Annotated in this window: 18 protein-coding genes and 1 pseudogene; 7 read left to right on the forward strand and 12 right to left on the reverse strand. The window is 70.6% G+C overall.

From position 1 onward, the window contains the following. Positions 1–64: 64 nt before the first annotated feature. The 3 genes from ilvC to ON26_RS19000 form a co-directional block, all read right to left on the reverse strand. Positions 65–1066, reverse strand: coding sequence for a ketol-acid reductoisomerase (ilvC, locus tag ON26_RS18990; protein ID WP_174375416.1), 1002 nt, complete (start codon positions 1064–1066; stop codon positions 65–67). A 98-nt stretch (positions 1067–1164) separates the two neighbouring features. Then, positions 1165–1668 (reverse strand): acetolactate synthase small subunit, encoded by a 504-nt coding sequence (gene ilvN / locus ON26_RS18995; protein ID WP_040797539.1) that lies wholly within the window; start codon positions 1666–1668, stop codon positions 1165–1167. Then, positions 1665–3629 (reverse strand): acetolactate synthase large subunit, encoded by a 1965-nt coding sequence (locus ON26_RS19000; protein WP_040797540.1) that lies wholly within the window; start codon positions 3627–3629, stop codon positions 1665–1667. Before ON26_RS19000 ends, ilvN begins: the two co-directional genes overlap by 4 nt. 345 nt (positions 3630–3974) lie before the next feature. Between ON26_RS19000 and ON26_RS32400 the strand changes: the two genes are divergently transcribed. Then, positions 3975–4688: a PH domain-containing protein gene (locus tag ON26_RS32400; protein WP_083884202.1), complete on the forward strand. Its 714-nt coding sequence runs from the start codon at positions 3975–3977 to the stop codon at positions 4686–4688. A 203-nt stretch (positions 4689–4891) separates the two neighbouring features. Further along, entirely contained in the window at positions 4892–6733 is a 1842-nt protein-coding gene (gene ilvD / locus ON26_RS19010) for a dihydroxy-acid dehydratase (protein WP_040797541.1), read from the forward strand. Between the two features lie 540 nt (positions 6734–7273). Here ilvD and ON26_RS19015 read toward each other — a convergent pair. Next, positions 7274–8290, reverse strand: coding sequence for a DoxX family protein (locus tag ON26_RS19015; protein ID WP_051027227.1), 1017 nt, complete (start codon positions 8288–8290; stop codon positions 7274–7276). Between the two features lie 126 nt (positions 8291–8416). Here ON26_RS19015 and ON26_RS19020 point away from each other — a divergent pair, with 126 nt between their 5' ends. Continuing rightward, positions 8417–9523 (forward strand): PQQ-dependent sugar dehydrogenase, encoded by a 1107-nt coding sequence (locus ON26_RS19020; protein WP_040797542.1) that lies wholly within the window; start codon positions 8417–8419, stop codon positions 9521–9523. Positions 9524–9643: 120 nt separating this feature from the next. Here ON26_RS19020 and gatB read toward each other — a convergent pair whose 3' ends face one another. The 4 genes from gatB to ON26_RS19040 all read right to left on the reverse strand — a co-directional run bounded on the left by gatB (position 9644) and on the right by ON26_RS19040 (position 14692). Then, on the reverse strand, positions 9644–11149 hold the full coding sequence (gatB, locus tag ON26_RS19025; RefSeq protein WP_040797543.1) for an Asp-tRNA(Asn)/Glu-tRNA(Gln) amidotransferase subunit GatB: 1506 nt from the start codon (positions 11147–11149) through the stop codon (positions 9644–9646). Between the two features lie 51 nt (positions 11150–11200). Further along, complete coding sequence (locus ON26_RS19030) at positions 11201–12577, reverse strand: alpha/beta hydrolase family protein (RefSeq protein ID WP_051027228.1); 1377 nt, start codon at positions 12575–12577, stop codon at positions 11201–11203. 111 nt (positions 12578–12688) lie between these two features. Then, the gene (locus ON26_RS19035) at positions 12689–13723 is read right to left on the reverse strand and encodes an ATP-dependent 6-phosphofructokinase (protein ID WP_040797544.1); all 1035 of its coding nucleotides are present in this window, start codon (positions 13721–13723) and stop codon (positions 12689–12691) included. A gap of 72 nt (positions 13724–13795) precedes the next feature. Beyond that, a complete protein-coding gene (locus ON26_RS19040; RefSeq protein WP_040797545.1) occupies positions 13796–14692 on the reverse strand; it encodes a serine hydrolase in 897 nt (298 codons plus the stop codon). A gap of 298 nt (positions 14693–14990) precedes the next feature. Here ON26_RS19040 and ON26_RS19045 point away from each other — a divergent pair, with 298 nt between their 5' ends. Then, the gene (locus ON26_RS19045) at positions 14991–16166 is read left to right on the forward strand and encodes a cytochrome P450 family protein (protein WP_040797546.1); all 1176 of its coding nucleotides are present in this window, start codon (positions 14991–14993) and stop codon (positions 16164–16166) included. A 4-nt stretch (positions 16167–16170) separates the two neighbouring features. Here ON26_RS19045 and ON26_RS34100 read toward each other — a convergent pair whose 3' ends face one another. From ON26_RS34100 to ON26_RS19065, 3 genes are read right to left on the reverse strand one after another with little or no spacing between them, the layout of a single operon-like run. Further along, positions 16171–18813 carry a serine/threonine-protein kinase gene (locus ON26_RS34100; RefSeq protein ID WP_245545908.1) on the reverse strand — a complete coding sequence of 881 codons (2643 nt, stop codon included), beginning with the start codon at positions 18811–18813 and terminating at the stop codon, positions 16171–16173. A 46-nt stretch (positions 18814–18859) separates the two neighbouring features. Continuing rightward, complete coding sequence (locus ON26_RS19060; protein WP_040797547.1) at positions 18860–19513, reverse strand: response regulator; 654 nt, start codon at positions 19511–19513, stop codon at positions 18860–18862. A 38-nt stretch (positions 19514–19551) separates the two neighbouring features. After that, complete coding sequence (locus tag ON26_RS19065) at positions 19552–20892, reverse strand: sensor histidine kinase (RefSeq protein WP_083884203.1); 1341 nt, start codon at positions 20890–20892, stop codon at positions 19552–19554. A gap of 184 nt (positions 20893–21076) precedes the next feature. Between ON26_RS19065 and ON26_RS19070 the strand changes: the two genes are divergently transcribed. Genes ON26_RS19070 through ON26_RS19080 form a run of 3 tightly spaced genes read left to right on the forward strand, consistent with a single transcriptional unit; the run spans position 21077 to position 24664 of the window. Further along, positions 21077–21397, forward strand: coding sequence for a hypothetical protein (locus ON26_RS19070; protein ID WP_040797548.1), 321 nt, complete (start codon positions 21077–21079; stop codon positions 21395–21397). Between the two features lie 28 nt (positions 21398–21425). Beyond that, positions 21426–22175, forward strand: coding sequence for an ABC transporter ATP-binding protein (locus ON26_RS19075; RefSeq protein ID WP_051027230.1), 750 nt, complete (start codon positions 21426–21428; stop codon positions 22173–22175). Next, a complete protein-coding gene (locus ON26_RS19080) occupies positions 22172–24664 on the forward strand; it encodes an ABC transporter permease (RefSeq protein ID WP_040797549.1) in 2493 nt (830 codons plus the stop codon). The genes ON26_RS19075 and ON26_RS19080 overlap by 4 nt, the downstream gene beginning before the upstream one ends. A 323-nt stretch (positions 24665–24987) precedes the next feature. Here the strand turns inward: ON26_RS19080 and ON26_RS19085 are convergent. Further along, positions 24988–26343: pseudogene (locus ON26_RS19085) on the reverse strand (hypothetical protein); the annotation flags it as partial.

Raw genomic sequence — 26343 nt, forward strand, 5'->3', positions numbered from 1 at the left:
CCGGAAGCGGAGACCACGAAGGGCCGCCCGGTGGACGGACGGCCCTTCGTGGCGAAAGCCTGGATCAGGCGGTTTCGGTGATCGGGCGATCGACCCAGCTCATCAGGTCGCGCAGCTTCTTGCCGGTGACCTCGATGGGGTGCTCGGCGTTCTGCTTGCGCAGGCCCTCGAGCTCCTTGTTGCCGCCTTCGACGTTGGCGACCAGGCGCTTGACGAAGGTGCCGTCCTGGATGTCCTTGAGGATGGCCTGCATGCGCTCCTTGGTGCCGGCGTCGATGACGCGCGGGCCCGACAGGTAGCCGCCGAACTCGGCGGTGTCGGAGACCGAGTAGTTCATGCGGGCGATGCCGCCCTCGTACATGAGGTCGACGATCAGCTTGAGCTCGTGCAGAACCTCGAAGTAGGCCATCTCGGGGGCGTAGCCGGCCTCGACCATGACCTCGAAACCGGTCTTGACCAGTTCCTCGGTGCCGCCGCAGAGCACGGCCTGCTCACCGAAGAGGTCGGTCTCGGTCTCTTCCTTGAAGGTGGTCTTGATGACGCCGGCGCGGGTGCCGCCGATGGCCTTGGCGTAGGACAGGGCCAGCGCCTGGCCCTCGCCCTTCGGGTCCTGGTCGATGGCGATCAGGGCGGGCACGCCCTTGCCGTCGACGAACTGGCGGCGCACCAGGTGGCCGGGGCCCTTGGGGGCGACCATGCCGATGGTGACCTCGGCCGGGGGCTTGATCAGGCCGAAGTGGATGTTGAGGCCATGGCCGAAGAACAGCGCGTCGCCGTCCTTCAGGTTGGGCTCGATGTCGTTGGTGAAGATCGACGCCTGCGCGGTGTCGGGGGCCAGCACCATGATCACGTCGGCCCACGCGGAGACCTCGGCGGGGGTGCCGACGGTCAGACCGGCCTCTTCGGCCTTGGGACGCGACTTCGAGCCCTCCGCCAGACCGACGCGGACCTCGACGCCGGAGTCACGCAGGCTCAGCGAGTGGGCGTGGCCCTGGCTGCCGTAGCCGATGACCGCGACCTTGCGGCCCTGGATGATCGACAGGTCGGCATCGTCGTCGTAGAACATCTCGACTGCCACGTGGTTGGTTTCCCTTCTGGAGGTTCATCCCCGCCGGCGGCGGGGAGCACCGTGCTGACGGTGACGGTTTGGAATTGTTGGACTACTCAGCGGGTCGCGGTGATGGACTTGGGTCCACGACCGACGGCGACGACACCGGACTGCACGATCTCCCGGATGCCGAACGGCTCGAGCATGCGCAGCAGCGCGTCGAGCTTGGAGCGGGTGCCGGTCGCCTCGATGGTGAGCGCGTCCGGCGAGACGTCGATGACCTTGGCGCGGAACAGGCCGACAGCCTCGATCACCTGCGTCCGCACGCTGGCGTCGGCGCGCACCTTCACCAGGATCAGCTCGCGGGCGACCGAGGCGTCGGCGTCCTGCTCGACGATCTTGATGACGTTGACCAGCTTGTTGAGCTGCTTGGTGACCTGCTCGAGCGGAAGATCCTCGACGGTGACGACGATGGTCATCCGCGAGATGTCGGGCAGTTCGGTGCCACCGACCGCCAGCGACTCGATATTGAACCCACGGCGGGAGAACAGGCTCGCCACCCGCGCCAGCACGCCCGGCTTGTCCTCGACCAGGACGCTCAGGGTGTGGGTGCTGCTCATGCTTCGGTCCCCTCGTTCTCTGCGTCGGCCTGCTGGCCGGCCTGGCCCTGGGCCATCGCCTCGTGGATGACGGCGGGCTCGGAAGCCTGCTCGTCCTCGTCGAACAGCGGGCGGATGCCGCGCGCGGCCATGATCTCGTCGTTGCTGGTGCCCGCGGCGACCATCGGCCACACCTGGGCGTCCTTGCCGACGATGAAGTCGATCACGACGGGGCGGTCGTTGATCGACTGCGCCTCGCGGATCGCGGCCTCGACTTCCTCTTCCTTCTCCACCCGGATGCCGTGGCAGCCCAAGGCTTCGGCGAGCTTGACGAAATCGGGGATGCGCAGGGTGTGGGTGCCCAGGTCGGTGTTGGAGTAGCGCTGCTCGTAGAACAGGGTCTGCCACTGGCGGACCATGCCGAGGTTGCCGTTGTTGATGAGCGCGACCTTGATCGGCACGCCCTCCACGGCGCAGGTGGCCAGTTCCTGATTGGTCATCTGGAAGCAGCCGTCGCCGTCGACCGCCCAGACCTCGCGGTCGGGCATGCCCATCTTGGCACCCAGCGCGGCGGGCACGGCGTAGCCCATGGTGCCGAGGCCGCCGGAATTGAGCCAGGTGCGCGGCTTCTCGTACTTGACGAACTGGGCGGCCCACATCTGGTGCTGGCCGACGCCCGCGCAGTAGATGGCGTCGGGTCCGGCCAGGCGGCCCAGCGCCTCGATGACGTATTCCGGCGACAGCGAGCCGTCGCTCGGCGGGGTCCAGCCCAGCGGGTACTGGTTGCGGATGCCGTCGAGGTAGCTCCACCACTCGGCCAGGTCGAGCAGCGGGGCGTCCTTGCCGCCGACGGCCGGGTCGGCCTGCAGGGTCTCGACCAGTTCGGCGATCACCTCGCGGCAGTCGCCGACGATCGGGACGTCGGCGTGGCGGTTCTTGCCGATCTCGGCCGGGTCGATGTCGGCGTGGATGACCTTGGCCTCGGGCGCGAAGGAGTCCAGCTGGCCGGTGACGCGGTCGTCGAAACGAGCGCCGAGGGTGATCAGCAGGTCCGACTTCTGCAGCGCGGCGACAGCGCCGACGGTGCCGTGCATGCCGGGCATGCCCATGTTGAGGTGATGGCTGTCGGGGAACGCGCCGCGCGCCATCAGGGTGGTGACCACCGGGATGCCGGTCAGCTCGGCCAGGGCCAGCAACTCGGCCGAGGCGTCGGCCTTGATGACGCCGCCGCCGACGTAGAGCACGGGCCGCTTGGCGTCGAGGATCATCCTGGCGGCTTCACGGACCTGCTTGCCGTGCGGCTTGGTGACCGGACGGTAGCCGGGCAGCCGCATCTCCGGCGGCCAGCTGAAGGTGGTCTGCGCCTGCAGCACGTCCTTGGGGATGTCGACCAGGACGGCGCCGGGGCGGCCGGAGGCGGCCAGGTAGAACGCCTCGGCGATCATCCGGGGAATGTCGATGCCGTCGGTGATCAGGAAGTTGTGCTTGGTGACCGGCATGGTGATGCCGGAGATGTCGGCCTCCTGGAAGGCGTCGGTACCGATCAGGCCGCGGCCGACCTGGCCGGTGATCGCCACGATCGGGACCGAGTCCATCTGGGCGTCGGCGATCGGGGTCACCAGGTTGGTCGCGCCGGGACCGGATGTGGCCATACACACACCGACCTTGCCGGTGGCCTGGGCGTAACCGGTGGCGGCGTGGCCCGCGCCCTGCTCGTGGCGCACCAGCACGTGGCGCACCTTGGTCGAGTCGAACAGCGGGTCGTAGACGGGCAGGATGGCGCCGCCGGGAATGCCGAAGACGGTGTCGACGCCGAGCTCCTCGAGCGAACGGACGACCGACTGCGCGCCGGTCACCCGCTCGGGCGGGACCTGGCGGCGGTTGGCCGTGCCGGGCTGATTCGCCTGGCTACCGGTCTGCTGGTTCGCCGAGGGCGCTGACCTGCGGGCCGAGGGCCCGGGTCGTGCGGTTGGTGCGCTCACCGTCTTCGTTCCTTACTGTCGTTCCGACCCCGGACAACACTTGTGTGCCTGGCACGACCGGCGTCTGCGACCCGCCGCGCGCCGGACGATGTCCGAACACAAAAAAGCCCTCGACAGCCGTGGCTGATCGAGGGTGGCGCGTCACAAACGCGAGCTGACGTATTCGACTCAGGCAGTCAGGCTCAACGCTGGACGCGCCGGCCGATTACGAGCAACTCGTTTCGATTCACACGCACGACGTTAAGGCCGCATGAACCGAACAGTCAAACAGATGACCTGCGCGTCCCATTATGTGGGACAGCAGTGGTTGCTTGTGTCCGATCACCAGGATGCGAGGATGGTGGTGTGTCATCACCGCATCAGTCCGTGCCACCGGGTAAATCGTCCCACACCGCCGAGACCGGATCGTCGACGGGTAGCTCGTCGGCTGCCGCCGGCAAGCGGACGGTCATTCGGGTCACCCAGCTCGCCTACCTCGGCGTGGTGGTGCTCGCTCTGGGCGTGTTCCTCTTCGTCGTCGGATGGCCGAAGCTGCTCTGGTGGCTGATGCTGCTGCCGGTCGCGGTGATCGTCTGGATCGCCCGGACGCGGACGGTGGTTTCCGACGACGGCCTCGATCTGCGGCGGGTGTTCTCGTCCCGGCATCTGGACTGGGAGCAGATCAAGGGGGTGAGCATCCCCAAGCGCGGTTATGTACGCGCGCATCTGGCCGACGAGTCGGTGGTGTCGCTGCCCGCGGTCGGCTACGACCAGCTGCGCAAGCTGATCACCGCCTCCGACGGCAGGCTGCCGGATGTGTTCGCCGCCGAGCAGGCCAAGCGTCAGGCCGAATGGGAGGCGCGGCAGGAGGCCAAGAGGCTCGAGGCCGAGAAAGCCGCGCAGTCCGAGGACGCCGCGGGCGCTCCGGACGCCCCGAGGGCCGCCGATGCCGAGCAGCCCGCCGACACCGATACGACGGCAGGGACCGGCGGGATCGCCGAGAACGAGACGGCCGGGGAGGCCGAGCAGCCGGGAGCCGGCGAGGCTCGTCCCGGCGAGACCGGCTCGGACACGGACTGATCTCCCCGTCTCCCACCGGCCCACTCGAGGGCCGGGCGTAAGCTCGTGGGGCCGTGCGTCAGGCGGGTCACCCGGTGCGGCGACCCCCGATCGACCCGCTCACGCCGACGACACCACCTCTCTCGTCGGCGCGAGGTCCGCGGCGACACGCCTGCCCACCCCCAGCACACTCAGCCCACCGCACCTTTCGAGGACGATCACACATGCCACCGCTTCGCTCACGCACCACCACCGCCGGACGCAATGCCGCAGGCGCACGCGCGCTGTGGCGGGCCACCGGCCTCACCGACTCCGACTTCGGCAAGCCGATCGTCGCGATCGCGAACTCCTACACCCAGTTCGTGCCAGGCCATGTGCATCTCAAGGACGTCGGCGAGATCGTGGCCGAAGCGGTCCGCGCCGCGGGCGGCGTGCCGCGCGAATTCCACACCATCGCCGTGGACGACGGCATCGCGATGGGCCACGGCGGCATGCTGTACTCGCTGCCCTCGCGCGAGATCATCGCCGACTCGGTGGAATACATGGCCAACGCGCACACCGCCGACGCGCTGGTGTGTATCTCCAACTGCGACAAGATCACCCCCGGCATGCTCAATGCCGCCATGCGCCTGAACATCCCGGCCGTGTTCGTCTCCGGCGGGCCGATGGAGGCCGGTAAGGCCGTGGTCGTCGGCGGTGTCGCGCAGGCCCCGACCGACCTGATCACCGCCATCTCGGCCAGCGCCAACGCCGCCGTCACCGACGACGGCCTCGGCGAAGTCGAGCGCAGCGCCTGCCCGACCTGTGGTTCCTGCTCGGGCATGTTCACCGCCAACTCGATGAACTGCCTCACCGAGGCGCTCGGCCTCGCCCTGCCCGGCAACGGTTCCACGCTGGCCACCCACGCCGCCCGCCGCGCGCTGTTCGAGAAGGCGGGCAAGGTGATCGTCGACATCGCCAACCGCTGGTATCGCGACGACGACGCCTCGGTGCTGCCGCGCAATGTCGCCGACGCCAAGGCCTTCCGCAACGCGATGGCGCTGGACGTGGCGATGGGTGGTTCCACCAACACCGTGCTGCACACCCTCGCCGCCGCGCAGGAGGGCGAGATCGACTTCGATCTGCAGACGATCGACGAGATCAGCCGCCGGGTGCCCTGCCTGTCGAAGGTCTCGCCGAACTCCGACTACCACATGGAGGACGTGCACCGGGCCGGCGGCATCCCCGCCATCCTGGGCGAACTGCGCCGCGCCGGCCTGCTCGAGACCGACGTGACCACCGTGCACACCGCGAGCTTCGACGAGTGGCTCGACACCTGGGACATCCGCTCCGGCAAGGCCTCCGAGGAAGCGATCGAACTGTTCCACGCCGCGCCCGGCGGGGTCCGCACCACCGAGCCGTTCTCCACCGAGAACCGCTGGTCCTCGCTGGACACCGATGCCGCGGGCGGCTGCATCCGCGACAAGGAACACGCCTACACCGTCGAGGGCGGGCTGGTCGTGTTGCGCGGCAACATCGCCCCCGACGGCGCGATCCTCAAGACCGCGGGCATCGATGAGGACCTGTTCTCCTTCCAGGGCCCGGCCGTGGTGGTCGAGTCCCAGGAGGAAGCCGTTTCGGTGATCCTCGGCAAGAAGATCCAGCCCGGCGACGTGCTCGTGGTCCGCTACGAGGGTCCGGCGGGCGGCCCCGGCATGCAGGAGATGCTGCACCCCACCGCCTTCCTGAAGGGCGCGGGTCTGGGCAAGCAGTGCGCCCTGATCACCGACGGCCGGTTCTCCGGCGGAACCTCCGGTCTGTCCATCGGCCACATCTCGCCGGAGGCGGCCAGCGGCGGCGTGATCGGCCTGGTCTGCAACGGTGACCAGATCCGCATCGACGTCGCCACCCGTACGCTCGAGGTGCTCGTGGACGACGCGGTGCTGGCCGAGCGGCGCGCCAAGATGGACGCCTCGGAGCGGCCGTGGCAGCCGGTGGATCGGCAGCGTCCGGTGACCACCGCGCTGCGCGCGTACGCGGCGCTGGCGACCTCCGCCGACAAGGGCGCGGTTCGCCAGGTGCCCTGAGTCTGTCGGCCACACACTCCGACCGCGATGGCCCCGGCTCGTACGAGCCGGGGCCATCGCACTTCCCCGTGCCTCCAATTCTATTGGGTCACTTGCCTTTTCGTTTGATCACCGAATGGGCAGCCCTATGATCGAACGACCTGCCGTTCCACAACTTCCCTACCGTCTACGCCCTCGCCGAGGGCGGCCTCTGCCTCGCGCAGATCGAGCGAGCATCGGCCCGGAGAGCCAGGGCCTGGCAAGCTTCCTGGTCCGGTCGAACACCTACGGTGTCGGCTCCTGCTCGGTCCCGGTCACGCTCGACTGGCGCAACCTCGACACCGGCGAGACCGGTTCGCGCACTGTCGCGGTGCCGGGCCCGGATCCTGGGGCATCGGCCGCGAGGCCATGTTCCGTCCGGGCGGCGTCGGCAGGTTCACCGCCACCCTGACCGTCGGCACCGCGCATCTGCCGGAGCCGGGCACCATCGAGTTCCGCGTGGACTGACGGCTACCGGGGGATGCCGACGCGGCATCGTGCCCGATCCGACCGGTCCGGATATCAGTCGAAGGGGCCGATGCCGATCAGCGGGTTGCCGCCGTGCAGGTACCAGAAGGTGAGGGCGGCGGCCACGATCGCGAGCACCAACGCGGCGAACGAGCCGACGAACGGCCGGGTGGCCCAGCCGCGGCTGCGGTCGAGGGAGAGCCTGCCGGGGCCGGTGAGGATGATCGCCACGACCGTGCCGGCGAGAATGGTGTCGAGTTCGACGCCGGTGGGAACGGCGGCGTTGAACTGGAAGCCGGGCAGCATGCCCTGCTTCCAGGCCCAGGCGTTGAGGATCACGGCCAGCAACGCGCCCGCGGCGAGCGGGGTGGCCAGGCCGAGGACGAGCAGCGCGCCGCCGCCGATCTCGCCGACGACGAGCAGGATCGTCGAGAGAGTCGCATGGTCCCAGCCCCCTTCGGCCATCATGTCGCGGGTGCCGTCCAGGCCGGAGCCGTGGAACCAGCCGGTCGACTTCTGCAGGCCGTGATAGAGGAAGATCGCGCCGACCACCAGGCGCAGCACCAGCAGGCCGAGATCCAGCGTGCCGCGCCGGTTCTCGGCCGGGCGTCTACGGGCGGCCTTGCTGCGTTCGCCGGGAGTGTTCGCGGCGGGCGGGATGCTGGCGTAGGCGTAGGCGGCGGTCTCGCCGCCCCGCCCGTCGAGGGGCTCGGGGGCCGGTTCCGCGATGGTCTCGGTCTCGGACTCCTCGACTTCCGGCTTCCGCAGGAGCGGGGCGCCGGGAGCGGGCTCGGCCGGTTCGGGGGCGCTCTCCGACGCGGGAGCGGGGGGCTGTTTCGCCGGTCCGTCGGCGGCCGGGCGATCGTTCACCGCCGGCACGTCCGGGTCCAGGCCTAGCTCCTCGTCGGTGCGCGGCACGTCCCGTGCGGACATGGCGGAGAACTGCTCGGTGGGGTTGTCCATCGGGCTGGTCACGCCGCGGCCGGTCGTGGCCACCTTGCCTGCCGGGACCACCTCGGACGGGTCACCCTCGGGCGAACCTGCGGACGTCGCTTTCGGCTTGTCGCTCACGGCTGTACACCTTAGGCCGCGAAACCCGAGCGTGCGGCCGGTACGGGCGACGGCGTGTCCGGGAACTTCCGGTACGACCCCACCCGGCGGCAGCGCGGACGGCGGGGTTTCCGTAACGTCTGGGGCATGAGATCGGTTGCCGTGGCGCGCGTCGCGATGTGTGTGGCGCTCGGGTCCACTCTGCTGGCCGGGTGCGCGAGGTTCGACGATTCGGCGTCGAGCCCGTTCACGCCCGAGCCGACATTCGCACCGGCCGCCCCGGAGACCCCGGATCAGCCGCCGAACTCCACCACCAGGCCGAGCGGCCCGTGCATCGACCAGGACCCCTCGGTCATGGCGACCTGCCTGGACACCACCGGCGGCCTGGTCGGTATCGGGGACGGCGTGCTGGTCGCCGAACGGCGCACCGGGCGCATCCTGAAGGTCGTCGATCCCACCGTCCCGCCGGTGGAGATCGCCACGATCCCGGTGGACGGATCCGGCGACGGCGGGCTCAACGACATCGTGCTCTCGCCCACCTACGGCGAGGACGGCCTGATCTACGCCTACATCACCACCGGCTCCGACAACCGGGTGGTGCGGCTGGCCGAGAACGGCGCGCCGAAGGACATCCTGACCGGAATCCCCAAGGGCGCCACCGGAAATCGCGGCGCCATCGAATGGGCCACGCCCGACCGGCTGATGGTGCTGACCGGCGACGCGGGCGACCCGGGGCAGGCGGCATCGCCGGGCTCGCTGGCGGGCAAGCTGCTGAGCCTGGACTCCCCCGCGCCCGGCGCGGCGTCCCCGCGGATCGTCGCCTCCGGCATCGGCACCGCCGGTGACGTGTGCCGCGACAGCACCGAGGCCGTGTGGTTCACCGACCGCACCGCCGTGGCGGACCGTCTGCAACGCCTCGGCCCCGACGGCACCTTGTCGGTCGCATGGACCTGGGCGGACCGGCCCGGCGTTGCCGGCTGCGCGGTGGTCGCCGACGGCGTGGCGGTCGCGCTGACCGCCGCCAAGGCCGTGGCGATCGCCGCGACCGACCCGACGACCAGCGCGGTGACCACCGCACCGACCCTGCTCGTGCAGGACCGGTACGGGCAGATCGGCGGCGCGACCATCGGCCCGGACGGCAATGTCTGGGTGGGCACGGTGAACAAGAGCGAGGGCGGCACGCCCGGTCCCAACGACGACCGCGTCGTGGTCATCCCACCGCCGTCCGGTGGCGGCGGGGGCGGACCCGACTGATCCGGTCACGACCACGGCTCGTTCGCCTCCCGCGGACGGGCCGTCCGGGCGCCGGGTAGAACAGACCGCCGACGCAGCACCGCCCGCGATCCGGGGAGCGCGGGCGGTGGGCGAAGAACGTCAGGAGCAGGCGGCGAGGACGAGTTCGCGGACCCGGGCGGCGTCGGCCTGGCCACGGGTGGCCTTCATGACGTCGCCGACGATCTTGCCCGCGGCCTGGACCTTGCCGGAGCGGATCTTGTCGGCGATGTCGGGGTTGGCGGCCAGCGCCTTCTCGACCTCGGTCTGCAGCGCGCTGTCGTCGCTGACCATGCCGAGCCCCTTGGCCTCGACGATCGCGGCGGGTTCGCCCTCGCCGTCGAGGACGAAGTCGACGACCTGCTTGGCGACCTTGCTGTTGACGGTCTTGGCCTCGACCAGTTTCACGACCTCGGCGACCTGCGCCGGGGTGATGGGCAGCTCGTCGAGGGCGACGCCGCGTTCCTTGGCCTTCTCGCTGAGGTAGGCCACCCACCAGGAGCGCGCTTCGTTGGCCGGGGCGCCCGCGTCGACGGTCGCGATGATGAGGTCGAGCGCACCCGCGTTGACCACGTCACGCATGACCTCGTCGGACAGGCCCCAGTCGGCCTGGATCCGGGCCCGGCGCAGCCACGGGTACTCCGGGATGGTGGCGCGCAGTTCCTCGATCCACTCGGCGGCGGGCGCGACGGGCTCGAGGTCCGGCTCGGGGAAGTAGCGGTAGTCCTCGGCGGTCTCCTTGCGCCTGCCCGGCGAGGTGGAACCGTCGGCTTCGTGGAAGTGCCTGGTCTCCTGCACGATGCTGCCGCCGTCGGCGAGCACGGCGGCCTGCCTGCGCATCTCGTAGCGCACCGCGACCTCGACGCTGCGCAGCGAGTTGACGTTCTTGGTCTCGGTCCTGGTGCCGAATTCGCTTGCCCCGACCGGCATCAGCGAGACATTGGCGTCGCAGCGCAGCGAGCCCTGTTCCATCTTCACGTCCGAGACGCCGAGCGACTTGAGCAGATCACGCAGTGCGGTGACATAGGCGCGCGCCACCTCCGGCGCCCGCTCCCCCGCGCCGGTGATCGGCTTGGTGACGATCTCGATCAGCGGCACGCCCGCGCGGTTGTAGTCGAGCAGGGAGTGGCTGGCGCCGTGGATGCGGCCGGTGGCGCCGCCGACGTGCACCGACTTGCCGGTGTCCTCCTCCATGTGGGCGCGCTCGATGTCGACGCGGAACACGCTGCCGTCGTCGAGCACCACGTCGAGGTAGCCGTCGGTGGCGATCGGCTCGTCGTACTGGCTGATCTGGTAGTTCTTCGGCTGATCCGGGTAGAAGTAGTTCTTGCGCGCGAACCGGCCCCACGGGGTGATCGAACAGTTCAGCGCCAGGCCGATCCGGATGGCCGACTCGACGGCCTTCTCGTTGACCACCGGCAGCGATCCGGGCAGGCCCAGGCAGACCGGGCACACCTGGGTGTTCGGCTCGGCGCCGAACTCGGTCGGGCAGCCGCAGAACATCTTGGTCGCCGTGGAGAGTTCGACGTGGACCTCCATGCCGAGCACCGGCTCGTACCGGGCGACGACATCGGCGTAATCCATCAGCTCGACCGTGGGTGCGCTCATGCAGGACAGTCTAGGTAAGCCCGCCCGCACGATCGTCACGACCTCCTTCGGTCACTTCGGCGGCACGCGACCGGTCAGCCAGTCGGTGACGAAAGCGAGCACCCGGGGATCGATGGTGGTCTCGATACTCGCGTATTCGTCGAGGTTGCCCGTGTTCGCCGGCTGCATCAGGTGATTGCCGTCCGGGAAGACGTGCACCGTGGCATCGGGATTGGCCGCGAGCAGATCCCGGGCGGGCTGCTCGTTCTGCGAGGCGAGCACCTGCAGGTCCTTGCCGCCGTAGAAGGCGAGCACCGGGATGCGCAGGGCCGAGAGAGCGGGCGCGGGATCGTAGGCGACGAAGGAGGCGTAGTAGGGGGTGATCGGGCTGCCCGCCTGCGCGGCGGATTCGCGGGCTTGTTCGGGCATCTCGGCGAGCGTGCGGTCGTATACCGCGCGGGCGCCGTCCAGGTCGCCCGCACGCAGCCGGTCAACCATCTCGGTGGTCTGGGCGACCTGCTTGTCGATCTCCTCGGCGGGCGTGCCGCTCGCGGCGAGGATGGCGCGGCTCTGCTCGATGAGCACGGCGCCGCCGTCCACCGAGGGCCCGGCCATGAGCACGGCGAAGGCGACGCCGCTGTCGGGCCGGGCGGCGACCAGCGGGGCGAGGTAACCGCCCTCGCTGTGACCGAACAGGCCGATGCGTGCCGGGTCGATGTCGGCGCGGCCGCGCAGGTAGTCGATGCCGGACTCGACATCGCGGGCCAGATCGTCGTAGGTGGAGTTGTTCAGATCCCCGCCGGTGCCGCCGACGCCGCGATCGTCGGTGCGCAACACCGCGTAGCCGGCGCGGGTGAGGGTGTCGGAGATCAGCAGGAACGGCTTGTGGCCGAACAGCTCCTCGTCGCGATTCTGGGCACCGCTGCCGGTGATCAGCACGACCGCGGGGAACGGCCCTTCGCCCTCCGGCAGCGTGAGCGTGCCCGCCACATCCAGGTCGCCGCCGGCGAAGGTGACGTCCTCGGAGCGATACGGGAACGGCGGCCGCGGCTCCTGCGGGCGCGCGACCGGCGCGATCGGCCCCTGTTCGAGGGTCAGCGGGAAGCTCTGGCCCAGCTGCGTGAAATCGCCGCCGATGCGGCCGGTGGCCTGGTCCAGCGATCCCTTGAAGGTGGGGTCGCCGGGGATATCGGGAATGACGAAGCCGACGTCGCTCGGATCGGTGCGCACGTCGCGCAGCTCGACGTCCTCGATCCCCTGCAGCGGGATGTCGATGGTGGCCGAATCCGGGCCGGTGAAACTCACGCCGATCTCGAGCGGGGAGTTCGGCACCTCGATGGTCCCGTGCCAGTCGCCGCCGACCGGTTCCGGGTCGTCCGATCCGGACGAGCATGCCGTGACGGCGAACAGGGCGGTGACCAACGAGACGATCAGGTAACCGGGACGCATAGGCCGCACCATACCGGCCGGACCGGCGCCCGCGAGTCACCCTCGGGTCGCCCTGGGATCCGCCTCGGGGATGAGACGGATCTCAGGGTGCGGGTCGGCGCCGTCACGCGCTCATCCGAAGAACGCCGCGGCCTCCCGGTATCGGTCCGGCGGGACCCGCTTGAGCTGCTTGGTCGCCTCCGACAGCGCCACCAATTCGATTGCGGTGCCGTGCAATGCGACCATCTTGCCGAATTGCCCGGCGTGCACGGCCTCGGCGGCGTGCAGGCCGAAACGGGTGGCGAGCACCCGGTCGTAGGGGGTCGGGCTGCCGCCGCGCTGCACGTGGCCGAGGACGGTGGTGCGGACTTCCTTGCCGAGCCTGCGTTCGATCTCCGCGCCCAACTGCTGGGCGACGCCGGTGAAGCGCTCGTGCCCGAACTCGTCGATGCCGCCCTCGCGCAACGCGAAACCCGATTCGGGCGCCGGATGCGAGCCTTCGGCGACCACGCAGATGAAATGCTTGTCGCCACGCTGGAAACGACGCTTGATCAGGTTGCAGACCTCGTCCACGTCGAAGGGTTCCTCGGGCACCAGGGTCAGGTGCGCGCCCGCGGCCATGCCGGAGTTCACCGCGATCCAGCCCGCGTGCCTGCCCATCACCTCGACCAGCATCACGCGCTGGTGGGATTCGGCGGTGGTGTGCAGCCGGTCGATGGCCTCGGTGGCGATGCTCAGCGCGGTGTCGTGCCCGAAAGTGACGTCGGTGCAGTCGATGTCGTTGTCGATGGTCTTGGGGACGCCGACCACCGGCACCCCCTCGTCGGACAGCCAACTGGCGGCGGTGAGGGTGCCTTCGCCGCCGATCGGGATGAGCGCGTCGATGCCGTTGTCGTCGAGGGTCTGCTCGATCCGGCCGAGTCCCTCCCGTAGCACGTCCGGGTTGGTGCGTGCGGTGCCGAGCATGGTGCCGCCCTTGTTGAGCAGGCGGTCGGTGCGGTCGTCGTTGAGGATGTTGATCTTGCGGTCTTCGAGTAGGCCGCGCCATCCGTCCTGGAATCCTACGATCGCGTCTCCGTAGCGGCCGTTCGCGGTGCGAACGATCGCGCGGATCACCGCGTTCAGCCCTGGACAGTCTCCGCCTCCGGTCAAGACTCCGATGCGCATGGCCGCTATCTTGCCCCGCTCGGACGGATCCGGCAGCCGCGCCCCCGTGAAGCCTGGGTTACGTGCTCGAACTCACGCCGGGCAACGGCCGCCCGCGAGCTCGTCGAGGTGCTGGGCGACCAGTCCGGCCATCGCGTTCAGCGCGTTCATCCCGTCCGAGAAGGCGCCTGATTCCGGTTCGGCGGCCAGCGCCACCGCGATCCGGCCGCCGGGGCCGTCGATGATGCCCAGCTGGCGGACCAGGTAGTCGCCCGAGGTGTCGGGGCCCCAGCCGCCCTTGAAATCGGCGCCGGTCACCGTGCCCAGGCCCCACCGGTGGTCGGGGATGATCTGCCCCATCAGGTCCAGCACCGTCTCGGAGCCGGGCAGGCACGGCAGCTGGGCGGTGAAGCGGATCTGTTCGGCCAGCGACCACTCCGATTGGCCGAACGCCGAATGCTCGGCTCTGGGCCTGGTGGCGGGGACCGCGGTGGTGGTGTCGCCCGCCTCGCGCAGGATCGCCTCGATCGCCTGCGCGGCCTGCTTGCCACCGCCCAGTCCCTGCCAGAGGGCGTCGGCGGCGGTGTTGTCGGAGGCGGTGATGGCCGCGCTCATCGAATAGGTCGACACGCCTGCGTCGGCGCGCTCGGCCGCGATCACCAGCGGCACCTTCATCGTCGACCAGGCCGGGCCGCTGGTCCAGTCGCCGAAGACCACCGGACGGGTGCCGCCGACCGGCATCACCGCCATGCCCGCTCGACCCTCGATACCCGCCTTCCAGAGCTGGAAATCGGCGGCCAGCGTGCCGGGGACGGTGACCTCGATGGGCGCGCCGGTGACCGTCGTGGTGGTCGTGGCAGTGGCGGGCAGTACGGCGGCGTCGGCGTCCACATCGTTTCCCCGGTCGATCGTGCACCCGGTGAGCAGCGCCAACACCAGCACGCTTCCGCCCAGTGCCGCAACCATGCGGCCGAACCGATCAGCAGCCATCTCGTCCTCGCAACCAGCACCACCCGGCCCCGGTGACCGCGTCGGCTGATGTGACACCGTACTGGGCCGCACGGTGTTCGACCACTCGCGTCGTACGCCGATCGGTGGAATCACCGTGGTCGCGGGGTATGCTCGCCCGCACTTGCTCGAAACCCACGTGTGCCGAACCTTTCTGCCCGCGAGTACGTCCGGGCGAGGATTCCGATCAGCCGCCCGGTGTGCGGGCTCGGCAGCGTGTGCGTGAAAGACCGTGCAGTACAGCATTTTTCGTTGTCCACTCGCTGTCGTTCATGGGGGTATGCGTTTGATCGCCAAGTGCCCGCTCACGCCGCCGGCCCTGCGCACCGCAGGCAGCCCGCAGCGTGGCGACGAACCGTTCCGGCTGTACACCGCGGAGTTCGCCGCCGACCCGCACCACGCCTACCGGCAACTGCGCGACAGGTACGGCTCCTTCGTGCCCGTCGAGATCTCCGAGGGGGCGCCCGCGACCCTGGTCGTCGGCTACCGCGAGGCGCTGCAGATCCTGACCGACGAGGCCAGGTTCCCGGCCGAGCCCGTCGACCCGGCCGAGCGCGGGGACCGGCACGCCGCCTACGTGAGCTGCCTCGCCCGCGTCGACCTGTTCGCACTGCGCCGGGCCGTCGAACAGATCGCGGTGGCGCTCATCAACCGATTCTGCGAGACCGGCGAGGCCGAACTCCTCGGCGACTACGCCGTCCCGCTCACCGTCGAAGTCGTCGACCTCATGCTCGGGCTCGGCCCGGACCACAGCGAGGCCGCCTTCTCCGCGATGACGCGGTTGCGCGACGCACAGGACGCCGCCGATGCCGAACACGCCGAACACGCCCTCGCCGCCACCTTCGCCGAGACACTGAACGCCAAGCGCACACAGCCAGGCGGAGATCTCGTCTCCTGGCTGATCGACAGCTCACCCGAACTCGACGACGCGGAACTCATCCGCCGGATCACCGTGCTCTATCTCACCGGCACGGAACCGACCTGGAATCTGATCGCCAACACGCTGCTGTCGATGACCACCGACGACGGCTTTCACGGCGGATTGCTCGGCGGCGCCCTCACTGTGCGCGACGCCCTCGACGAGGTGCTGTTCACCGACCCTCCGCTGGCCAACCACTGCGTGCGCTATCCGCGCCAGCCGCAGATCTTCGGCGAGACCTTCCTGCCCGCGCAGCAGCCGGTGCTGATCGGGCTGGCGGCGTGCAACAACGATCCGGCCGTCACCGGCGATCGCACCGGCAACCGCTCGCATCTGGCGTGGGGCGCCGGACCTCGGGCGTGCCCGGCTGTGCCGGTGGCGACGATGATCGCGCACGAGGCGATCGAGCTGTTGCTCGACGCGCTCCCGGAAATACGACGGGCGACGCCGGTCACCGAGATCCGGCGCCGCCCGGGCGCATTGCACCGGGCGCCGGTCGCGGTACCGGTCACCTTCCCGCCCGGGGCGCCGCTCTAGCCGCTCAGTACACGTAGACGATGGCGTTCTCGCCGCCGGTGCAGGTGACCAGACCGCCCGACGGGGTGCAGGTCATGGTGTAGGAGCGACCGGTGACCGGGCTGACAGCGGTGACCGTCTGCGGCGCGTTCGATCCCGGCGAGGCCTGCGCGGCGTAGGCGCGGCGGACCTCCTCGGCGAACGGGCAGCTGGTCACGCCGTTGCCCGCGGCGGCGTTGCCGTTGGCACTGCTCGCGGTCGAGCCGCACGGTGTCGAGCCCGCCGGAAGCCGGACCGGCGTGCTGGTGGTCGTGGTGGTGCGTGCGGCCGAGGTGGTCGGTGCGCCCGCGCCGGCGCCCGCACCGGGACCGGGGAGGGCCGCGGTGGTGGCGGTCGTCGCGGGGCCGCCGGCAGCGGTGTCCTCGCCGTTGCCGCCGAGCACCCGCCACACCACGAGACCGCCGACGGCCAGTACCGCGACGACCGCGCAGGCGGCCAGGATCGGCAGGAGCAGCGATCGCTTGGGCTGTCCGTACGGGTCCTGGTAGCCCTGGGAACCGGCGTAACCGGGTGAGCCGTACGCATCCTGCCGCGCGTACGCATGCTGCGGGGCGTAGGGATCGTGCTGCTGGGCATAGGGATCCGCCTCAGCCCCGTACGGATCGGCCTGAGCCCCGTACGGATCGGCCTGAGCCCCGTACGGATCCGCATGCCCCCCGTAGGGATCGACCTGACCTGCATAGGGATCCGGCCGGCCGTCATACGGATCTGCCGGTGCGGCATAGGGATCGGATTGCATCCCGTACGGATCTGCTTGCGCTCCGTACGAATCCTGTGGCGCGCCGTAAGGATCGGACTGTCGCCCCGCGTGCTGGTCCGCGTAGTGATCGGGTTGGCGACCATAGGCCTGGCCGGCGTACGGATCCCGGCCGTAGCCGTCGGCCCCGTAGCCGCTCTGCCCCTGCGGGGGCACCGGGTATCCCCGGGGGTGGCCCCCCGGCATGTCGCCGGTCGGCGACTCGGCCGACTCGGGATAGCGCCTGGTCTCCGGCGCGGGCTGGGGGATCTCGCGCACCGGCGGGGCGATATAGCGGGTGGTCGCGGGGGCGATCAGCTCGTCGTGGTCGGCGTCGCTGCTGTAGGCCGGAGCGCCCACATACCCCTGCGGCCCGGACTCGGGGGCGTCGTATTGCCGGGCCGGATCGGCCGCGCCCTTCGCGAAGCCGGCAGGCACCCGGTAGGTACCGGAGGGGTGCTCGTCGGAGTAGGGCTGATCGTCCTGCTCGCGACCGGCGACTTCGGCGAAGGCGGACGCGGGCCGCGGCGTGGAGATCGTCGGCGGCGCCACCGGGATCGGCGCGCTGACCGGCTGCTGGTCGAGGCGTTGTCCCTCGTCGTAGAGGTGGGCGTCCGGGAAGGGGCGCACCTGCGGGATGGCGCCCGAGGCCGGGGCCGAGACGGGACCGGGGACCGCGGGCACCACCTGCTGCTCCTGGGTGGGCAACGGGCTGAACTCGAACTCGGAGGCCCGGATCTCGGTCGGTCCGGTCGGATGGATCACCGCCGAGACCTCACCGGTCGATTCGGGCGGCAGCAGCGTCGAGGCGACGCCCGGCTCGGATTTCGCGCCGAAGCGCGCCGGATCGGGGGCGTGCACCACGAAGGTCGGTCCGGCGCCGGTGTCGGCCGGGACCGCCCCGGTCTGCGGCGGCGCCACGGGGGTGGCGCCGAAGACTCCGGGACCGGCCGCGCCCTTGCCGAACACCGCACGGGTGGTCTGGCCGGTCGACTGCGGAACGGACTTCGGGACGGCGACCGGCGCCGGGCCGGTGTCACGCATGCCGAGCGCCGCGCGGGCGGCCCGGGTGAACTCGAGCGCGGTGGCGTAACGGTCGGCGGGATTCTTGGCCATCGCGGTGGCGATCACCGCGTCGACGGCGGGCGGTACGCCGGGGTGCCGTTCGCTCGCGCGCGGCGGCGGCTCGCTCATGTGCGCCTTGACCAGAGCCGTCATATTGGCGCCGGGGAAGGGCGCGCCGCCGGTGAGGCATTCGTACAGGACGCAGGCCAGCGAGTAGATGTCCGAGCGGCCGGTGACCGGGCCGGAGTCGAAGCGTTCCGGCGCCATGTAGATATAGGAGCCCACCGCCATGCCGACCTGGGTGATCGCCGAATCGCCTTCGCTGTGCGCGATGCCGAAATCGGCCAGGTAGGCGAAGTCGGCGTCGGTGACCAGAACGTTGGCCGGTTTGACGTCGCGATGTACCAGGCCCTCGGCGTGTGCGGCGTCCAGAGCGGCGGCGATCTGTTCGATCAGGCGCACCGCGCGACCGGGCTCCAGCGGGCCGGTGCGGTGCAGGATGGTGCGCAGGTCCGATCCCGCGACCAGGCGCATGTCGAGGAAGAGCACGCCGTCGATGTCGCCCCAGTCGTGGATGGGGATCACGTGCGGTTCGGCCAGCCGGGCCGCGGCCTGCGATTCGCGACGGAAGCGCTCCTGATAGGCCGGATCCTGGGCGAGCGCCTCCGACAGCAACTTCACCGCGACCAGCCGGTGGCGGGCGGTGTCGAAGGCTTCGTAGACCTCGCCCATCCCGCCCTTGCCCAGCAGCGCACGCAACTCGTAGGGTCCGAACCGAGTGCCTACCCGACGTCCAGATCCATCCACCCCGTGCACCTCCAGTCTCGGGCGCGGCAAGGGCTTGCGCCGCCCCTCAGGACATGGATTCTCCTGGTGAAACCACCCCGTGGTCAAACGCGAAGACAATGGCAGCGGCCCGGTCGCGCAGGTCGAGCTTGCCGAAGATATGGCCGACATGGCTTTTCACCGTGACCTCGGAGATGCCGAGCTCGCCGGCGATCTCCGCATTGACCCGGCCCCGGCCGATCAGCTGGAGCACCTCGTACTCCCGCGCCGTGAGCTCGGCCAGCCGGTCGTTCGCCCGGGAAGGCGAAGGACGCACGGTCCGGTAAGCCGTCAGCACACGCTCGGTGACCGCCGGATCGAGCCAGGCGCCGCCCCCGGCGACCGTGCGGACCGCGCGGATCAGATCCTCGGCTGGTGAGTCCTTGAGCAGGAAGCCCGCCGCCCCGGCGCGCAGCGCACCCGACAACAGCTGATCGTCGTCGAAGGTGGTGAGCACCAGCACCGGGGGCGCGTCGGCCACCAGGCGCAGCCTGCGGGTGGCATCGATGCCACCGACCCGTTTCATCCGCAGATCCATCAGCACCACATCGGGCGCGCTCGCGGCGACGGCGGCGGGCACTTCGTCGCCGTCGGCGCATTCGTGCACGTCGAAGCCGTCGCGCCTGCGCAGGATGCGCCGCAGCCCGCCGCGTACCAACTCCTGATCGTCGACGACGAGCACCCTGACCGAGGTCCCCGATGCGTTCACCCCCGCAGAAGTCACCCGTTCTCCCTGATCTCGGCCGCGAATCCGACGTCGAACGGCGCGCTGCGGCCGGCCGGCGCCCGCACGCCCGTGTTCAGCGGGAACCCCGCCCGCACCGACCAGCCCTCGCCCGCCGGGCCGGCGAACAGTTCTCCGCCGAGTAGATCGGCCCGCCGGCGCATCCCCGACAACCCCATTCCTTCGCCGCGATCCGCTGACGGGCCCGCGGGCAGCGTGTTGTCCACGCGGAGCGTCACCGCCCCCGCGCGCACCCGCAGTTCGACGTCGACGACCGCGCCCGGGGCATGCTTGACGACATTGGCCAGCGACTCCTGCCCGATCCGGTAGATCGCCAGCCCGACCGCCGCCGAGACCGCGTCCAGGTGCTCGTCGAGCCGGATGCGGTCGAGGCACAGCCCGGCCTTGGCGAAGTCGGCGATGAGATCGGGCAGGTCGCGGACGCCTGGCTCGGGCCGGTAGCTGGTGCGCCGGTCACCGAGCAGCCCGACGGTACGGCGAATGTCGGCCATGGCCTGTCTGCCGAGACGCTCGGCGTCGACGAGTGCCTCCACCGCCTCGTCGACATCGCGGTCGGTCTGCAGCGAGCGCCTGGCGGCGGTCAGGTGCAGCAGCGTGACGCTGAGCGAATGCGCGATCACATCGTGTACCTCACGGGCGATGCGACGGCGTTCCTCGTCGGCGGCCTGCGCGGCACGGATGGCCTGGCTTTCGCGCTCCTGGTAGAGGAAGTGCCGCTGATAGCGCAGCATCACCCCGACCATCCAGCCGAGCGCGACCCCCGCGGCGTACATGAGCAGTCCCTGCATCGGTTCGCCGCTGCCGCTCCATGCCAGCCGCCCGCTCAGGTCGAACGCGGCCAGTTCCGCGATCGCCAGTACCGCGAAGGGCGCGCTGTAGCGTTTCGGCGCGATCGCTGCGACCTCGCCGACCGCGAGCACCAGCACGAACGGCGCGAAATCCGAGGGCACCGGTTGCATCAGGAGCAGCGCGGTGGCGACGATCGCGCCGCCTGCCAGCACGGCCGGTCTCGGTGTGATCCCGAGCAGGCAGAACAGCGGCACCGGCAGGTGCACCACCAGCAGCGCCAGCAGTGGCAGCAGCGTCGGGAAGTACTCGAGACGCTGCCCGACGGCGACGACGCTGACCACCAGCAACGCCAGGTCCGCGCACAGCAGCACAGCGGGCGGATAGTCGAAGGGCAGTTCCTCGAGATTGCGGCGACACACCGCGACGGGGTGCCGCACGAAGGCCCCGAGACGGTCGCGGACGCTGCCGCTGCTGCGGAAGGGCACGGCCGGACGGCTCTCCACCGATGTGGCCTGCGGCACGTCCATGGGTTCAGGTTAGTCGCGGGCGGGACCGCGCCACATCGTCCTGCGAGAGGTCGGGTCGTCCTACTACGGTAGGACGCGGATTCGGTGCCATGGCACGACGATCGAGACGATCCGGGCCCGTAGCGTCGACCTGGTCGACCCCACGACATCAGGACCGCGGGGGACATCCACGGAGGTGATCGACATGACCTGGACCGATCAGCACGCTCGTACCGATATCGTGCGCACCGTTCTCGCCCGAGCCGCAGTCGATCCGCACGACAGTGCCGTCTTCGCCGGACTGGCCGACCTGGACCGGCTCTTCGGCGGGGTGGAGGGCCTGCTGCTCACCCTGGGCTACCGCTGGCGCAACCATCTGGACGCCAAGATCGAACTGGGCGCCGCGCAAGGCCGCACGCCCGAGGAGATGTACCGGGAGCTGTGTGCCGAGCAACCCGAACTGCGGGCGCTGCTGGATGCGCAGTATGTTCGCCGCGACCTCGCTGCGATGGCGCCGGCGCGTTAATTCCTACCAACGGAGGGGGATTCATCCCATGTCGGAACCGGCCATGCTGGAGCTGTCGGGTATCACCAAGGAGTATCGCGTCGGCGGGCAGACCGTGCGCGCGCTCGACGGTATCGACCTGCGCATCGAACCGGGTGAGTTCACCTCGATCATCGGTCCGTCCGGTTCCGGCAAGAGCACACTGCTGCATCTGCTCGGCGCGCTGGACAAGCCCGATTCCGGCTCGATCACCTTCCGAGGCGAGGAGATCGGCGCGCTGCCGGAGGAGCGGCAGGCCGAATTCCGCCGCCACCAGGTCGGTTTCGTGTTCCAGTTCTTCAACCTGCTGCCGACGCTCACCGCGTGGGAGAACGTCGCCATCCCGAAATTGCTGGACGGCACCGGATTACGCAAGGCCGAGCCACGCGCACTGGAACTGCTCGAGCGGGTCGGCCTGGCCGACCGCGCCCGGCACCGGCCGGCCGAGCTGTCCGGCGGACAGATGCAGCGGGTCGCGGTGGCGCGAGCACTGATCATGGATCCGCCGCTGATCCTGGCCGACGAGCCGACCGGGAACCTGGATTCGGCGACGGGCGCGTCGATCCTGGAACTGCTGGGGGACCTGGCGCGCGACGGCAATTCGATCGTGATGGTCACCCATGATCTCGGTGCGGTGCGCTACTGCGACCGGGTGGTCACCCTCCGCGACGGACGGATCGGCTCCATCGAGCGCACCGAACGCGCCGGTGATGTCGCCGGGGCGGACAGTGTCACCGACGCGGGCACGGTGTCCGCGTGATCCGCGCCGAACTGGACAGGTTTCGTCTGTTCAACCTCCGCGAGTTGCTCGCCCACCCCGGCCGTACCCTCATGTCGCTGGCCGTGATGGGGGTGTCCGCCGGACTGCTTGTGTCGGTGCTGAGCATTTCCGGGTCGGTCACCGGATCGGTGGAACGGCTCACCCGCGCGCTCGGCGGCGACGCCGTGCTCGAAGTCACCGGGATCACCGACGCCGGGTTCGAGCAGAGCCTGCTGCCCGCCATCGCCGCCACCCCCGGCGTGGAGCACGCGGTGCCGATGCTGCGTGCCCAGATCGGCGCGGGCGAGGACCGGGCACTGCTGCTCGGCGCCGACGCCTCGGTCTCCGCGCTGGGCAGCGAACTGGCCGGGCCGATGGGCGCGCAGGCGGCGAAACTACTCGGCACCCCCAACGGGGTGCTGGTGGGAGCCGCGATGGGCCGGGCGGAAGGCGAGCGTTTCCCGCTCGGCGCCGAAACCGTCACCGTCGCCGGCGTTCTCGATGCCGAGACCTCCGGCAAGCTCAACGGCGGTCATGTCGTGGCCGCGCCCCTGCCGCTGGCGCAACGCCTCACCGACCGCGCGGGCAAGCTCGACTCGGTGCAGATCGTCGCCGCCGACGGCGCCGACATCGAGGCACTGCGCGGCACGCTGGTCACCGCCGTGGCCGGTCGGGCTGTGGTCGCCGATCCGGATCTGCGCACGGCCCAGGCCGGTGGCGCGATCCAGATCGTGCGCTATTCGACGCTGATGTCGGCGGCGGCCGCGCTGATCGTCTCGGCGTTCCTCATCTACAACGCGATGAGCATGGCGGTGGCCCAGCGCAGGCCGACGCTGTCACTGGTACGTGCGATCGGTGCCAGGCGCGGGCCGATGGTGCGCGACCTGCTCGCGGAGGCCGCGTTGCTCGGGCTGCTCGGCGGCGGGGTCGGCGCGGTGATCGGCATCTTCACCGGCCGGTTGACCATCGACCTGTTGCCCGCCGCGATGGTCCAGTCGGTGGAGGCGCGCACCGAGTACATGGTGCCCGGCTATGCGCTGCCGCTGGCGGTGGCGGCCTGTGTGCTGGCCAGTGTGGGTGCCGCGGCGCTCGCGGCGCGGCAGGTGTACAAGGTGGCTCCGGTCGAGGCACTGGTGCCGGTGGGCGCGGGCAGCTCCGACACGGCGTCTCCGCTCGTCCGATGGCTCGCGGCGACGGCGGGCCCGGCGCTGGCCGTCGCGGCGATCGTGATCGCCTACGTCGATCTCGGGCGGTTGTCGCTGGCCGCCATCTCGCTGGCTTTCCTCGCGTCCCTGCTGATCTGTTTCGCCGCGACCGGCCCGATCGTGCGCGGGGCGGGCGCGATCGCCCGGATCTTCGGCGGTCCGGGCACATTGGGCGCGACCACCCTCGAACGCGCCCCGCGCCGGGTGTGGGCGACCGCCATGACGGTCATGATCGGCGTCGCAGCGACCGTCGCGATCGGCGGTGCGGCGCAGGACATGGTCGATTCGGCCACCGGCAGTTTCGCTCAGCTGGCGAAGACCGATCTCTACGTCAGTCCCGGATCGATGGAGCAATTCCCGACCGGGCCGCTCATGGCGGCGGACCTGCGGACGAGGATCGCGGCTCTGCCGGGCGTCGCGTCCGCCGATCCGGCGCAGATGGCGTTCGCGACCGTGGGCGCGGGCCGGGTCATGTTGCAGGGCTATCCCACCGAGCGCGGCGAGGTGCGGGTCGGCTCGGTAAACCGCGCGGTGCTGCCCCGCATGGACAGCGGCGAGGGCGTCGTCGTTTCTCGCGATGTCGCCCGCGCGCAGGGCGTGGACACCGGCTCGATGCTCACCCTGGACACCCCGTCCGGGCCGCGCGAAGTCGAAGTGCTGCAGGTGATCCCCTACATGTCGGCGGTCGCGGGCGTGATCATGATGGATCTGGACCACATGCGCGAGTGGTACGGACGCCCGGGCGAGACATTGCTCGCCATCGACGTCGCCCCCGGCGCCGACCCCGCCGACGTACGGGCGGCGATCGCCGCGGTCGTGCCCGCCGGCTATCACGTCGACACCGGAGACGAGGTGGTCACCGCCATCTCGTCGAGCCTGCGCCAGGGGTCGGCCATGAGCCGATCCATCTTGTGGATCGTGGTGCTGGTGGCCACGGTGGCGCTGTTGAACACCCTGATGCTGTCGGTGCTCGAACGCCGCCGCGAGCTCGGCGTGCTCCGGGCGATCGGCACCGGACGCCGGTTCCTGCTGCGTTCGGTGCTGGCCGAGGCAGCCGGTATCGGAGTCGTCGGCGCGGTCATCGGCCTGGTCGTCGGCGCGGGCGTGCAGTATCTGTCCGACGTGGCGCTCGGGCACGCCGTCACCATCGACATCGCCTACTCCCCCGGCCCGATCCTGCTGGTCTACGGTCTCGCCGCCCTGCTGCTTGCACTGCTCGGGTCGATTCCGCCCGCGATCCGTGCCGCGCGCATGCCGATCGTGCAGGCATTGGCGGTCGACTGACCCGGCCCGGGCTCGGTCCGCGACCGGCCCCTCCGGGCACGCCGGGACGACAGCACGCGCGCCGGGACGCGCCGCTGCACCGGGATCGGCGGCGCCACATAGGCATTACGGTGCCGCGCCGCGCGACCGCCCGGGCCCGAAGCCGAGTGGCTGGACGACCAGTGCTGTACCGGCGAGCGGAAGGCGGCCCGTACCGCGGAGGCTGCGGGCCGTTCAGCGGCACGCGAGCCCGATAGGCCACGAGTCTGCGGCCACCCCGCTCGAGCATGCCGGGCCGGGCTGAATCGGGTGCGACTCGCCGATGACGCGTGGCCGTGGCGCGCTCAGACCGGGGCGTCCGCCCACCAGGCGACGAGTTGCTCGTCGGCCGAGGGCAGCGGAGCCAAGGGGTGCCGGGACGCGCCGGTGTGACTGGCATAGAGCAGGTAGGACCCGCGCGGGGAATCGGCGGGGAAGGCCACCGCGAGATTGGCGGTGTGCCGCAGCGCCTGCCCGGAGTCGGCCTGCACCCAGACCAGCTGGGTGACCGCCTCGCCGTCCTTGCGGCCCACGGTCTCGATGGCGGGCGGCAGGTCCTCGACCACCTCTGCCACCATGCGGGGCGACTCGTATTGCAGGATCACGTAATCCATCGACCGCTCGCTGCCCGCCGACGCCAGGCATTCCCACGCGATCAGCCACGGCCCGGTGCCGAGCGTGGGCTCGTCGATCCGCAAGGGCTCCTCGCGCCGATGCGCGTAACAGGTCGTCTCCCCGTACCCCGGCCCCTCGGTGTCGCTGCCCTGCGGCAGCAATCGCGGAAAGGCCTTGCGGCTCATCACGAACGGATCGGAGGTGACGGTCCGGATCGGCGTCGTGGTCGGCGCCGCGGCCGCGTCGGGCGAGGGCGAAGCGGTCGAGTCCGTACGCAATTGCACCACCACGAACACGCCGACGGCCAGCGCCAGCACGGCCACCACACCGAGGATCAGCGGAGCGACCAGGAGCGCCGTGCCGAACGAACGCCGCGGCGGCTCAACGGGGTTCGGCGGATACGCCTGCGGCGTCGGCGACAGACCGAATCCGCCCGGCGGCGGCGCCCCATGCGGTTCGAAGTGACTCGGCACACCGCCCGCCGGGGACCCACCCACCGGATTGTGCGGCGCTGCTTCCGCATTCGGCTCGGCGGCTCGGCGCTGCGACAGCTCACCCGATCCGCCGCCGCCGTTCGCGGCTCCTGCTCCGCCGATGTCGTCCTGAGCGCTGCTCGACGCCTCGTCGACCAGGCTGACCCCGCTCGCCGGAGAAGCACTGCCGCCGAACGAATTCCGCTCGGATTCGGCCTCGCAGCTCTGCTGTGACGCACCTTCCGGCTGGATGGATACCTCGGTCGAGGCCTCGCTGCCACCAGCGGGACCGTCCGGGGACGGCGCATGTCCGGCCTGCTCCGACGCTTGCGAGGCCCCATCGGGTGTGGCCTCCCGCGGACCTGACGCTCCGACGTCGGCAGGCCCCCGCCCGGGTCGGCCCCCCTGATCGACGGCACCCGGCACGTCCGGCTGCGCCTGATCGGCCCCGCCGATCGGCGCGGCCGACGACGGCGCCACCGACGTCCCGGGGACGGCGCCGCGCGGCACCGGGCCGGGCGCGCCCTGCTGATCGGCGGCACTCTGCGCGTCCGGCCGCGCTCGGTCGGTGCG

Source organism: Nocardia higoensis NBRC 100133 (assembly GCF_000308595.1).
In the GTDB taxonomy this organism is placed as follows: domain Bacteria; phylum Actinomycetota; class Actinomycetes; order Mycobacteriales; family Mycobacteriaceae; genus Nocardia; species Nocardia higoensis.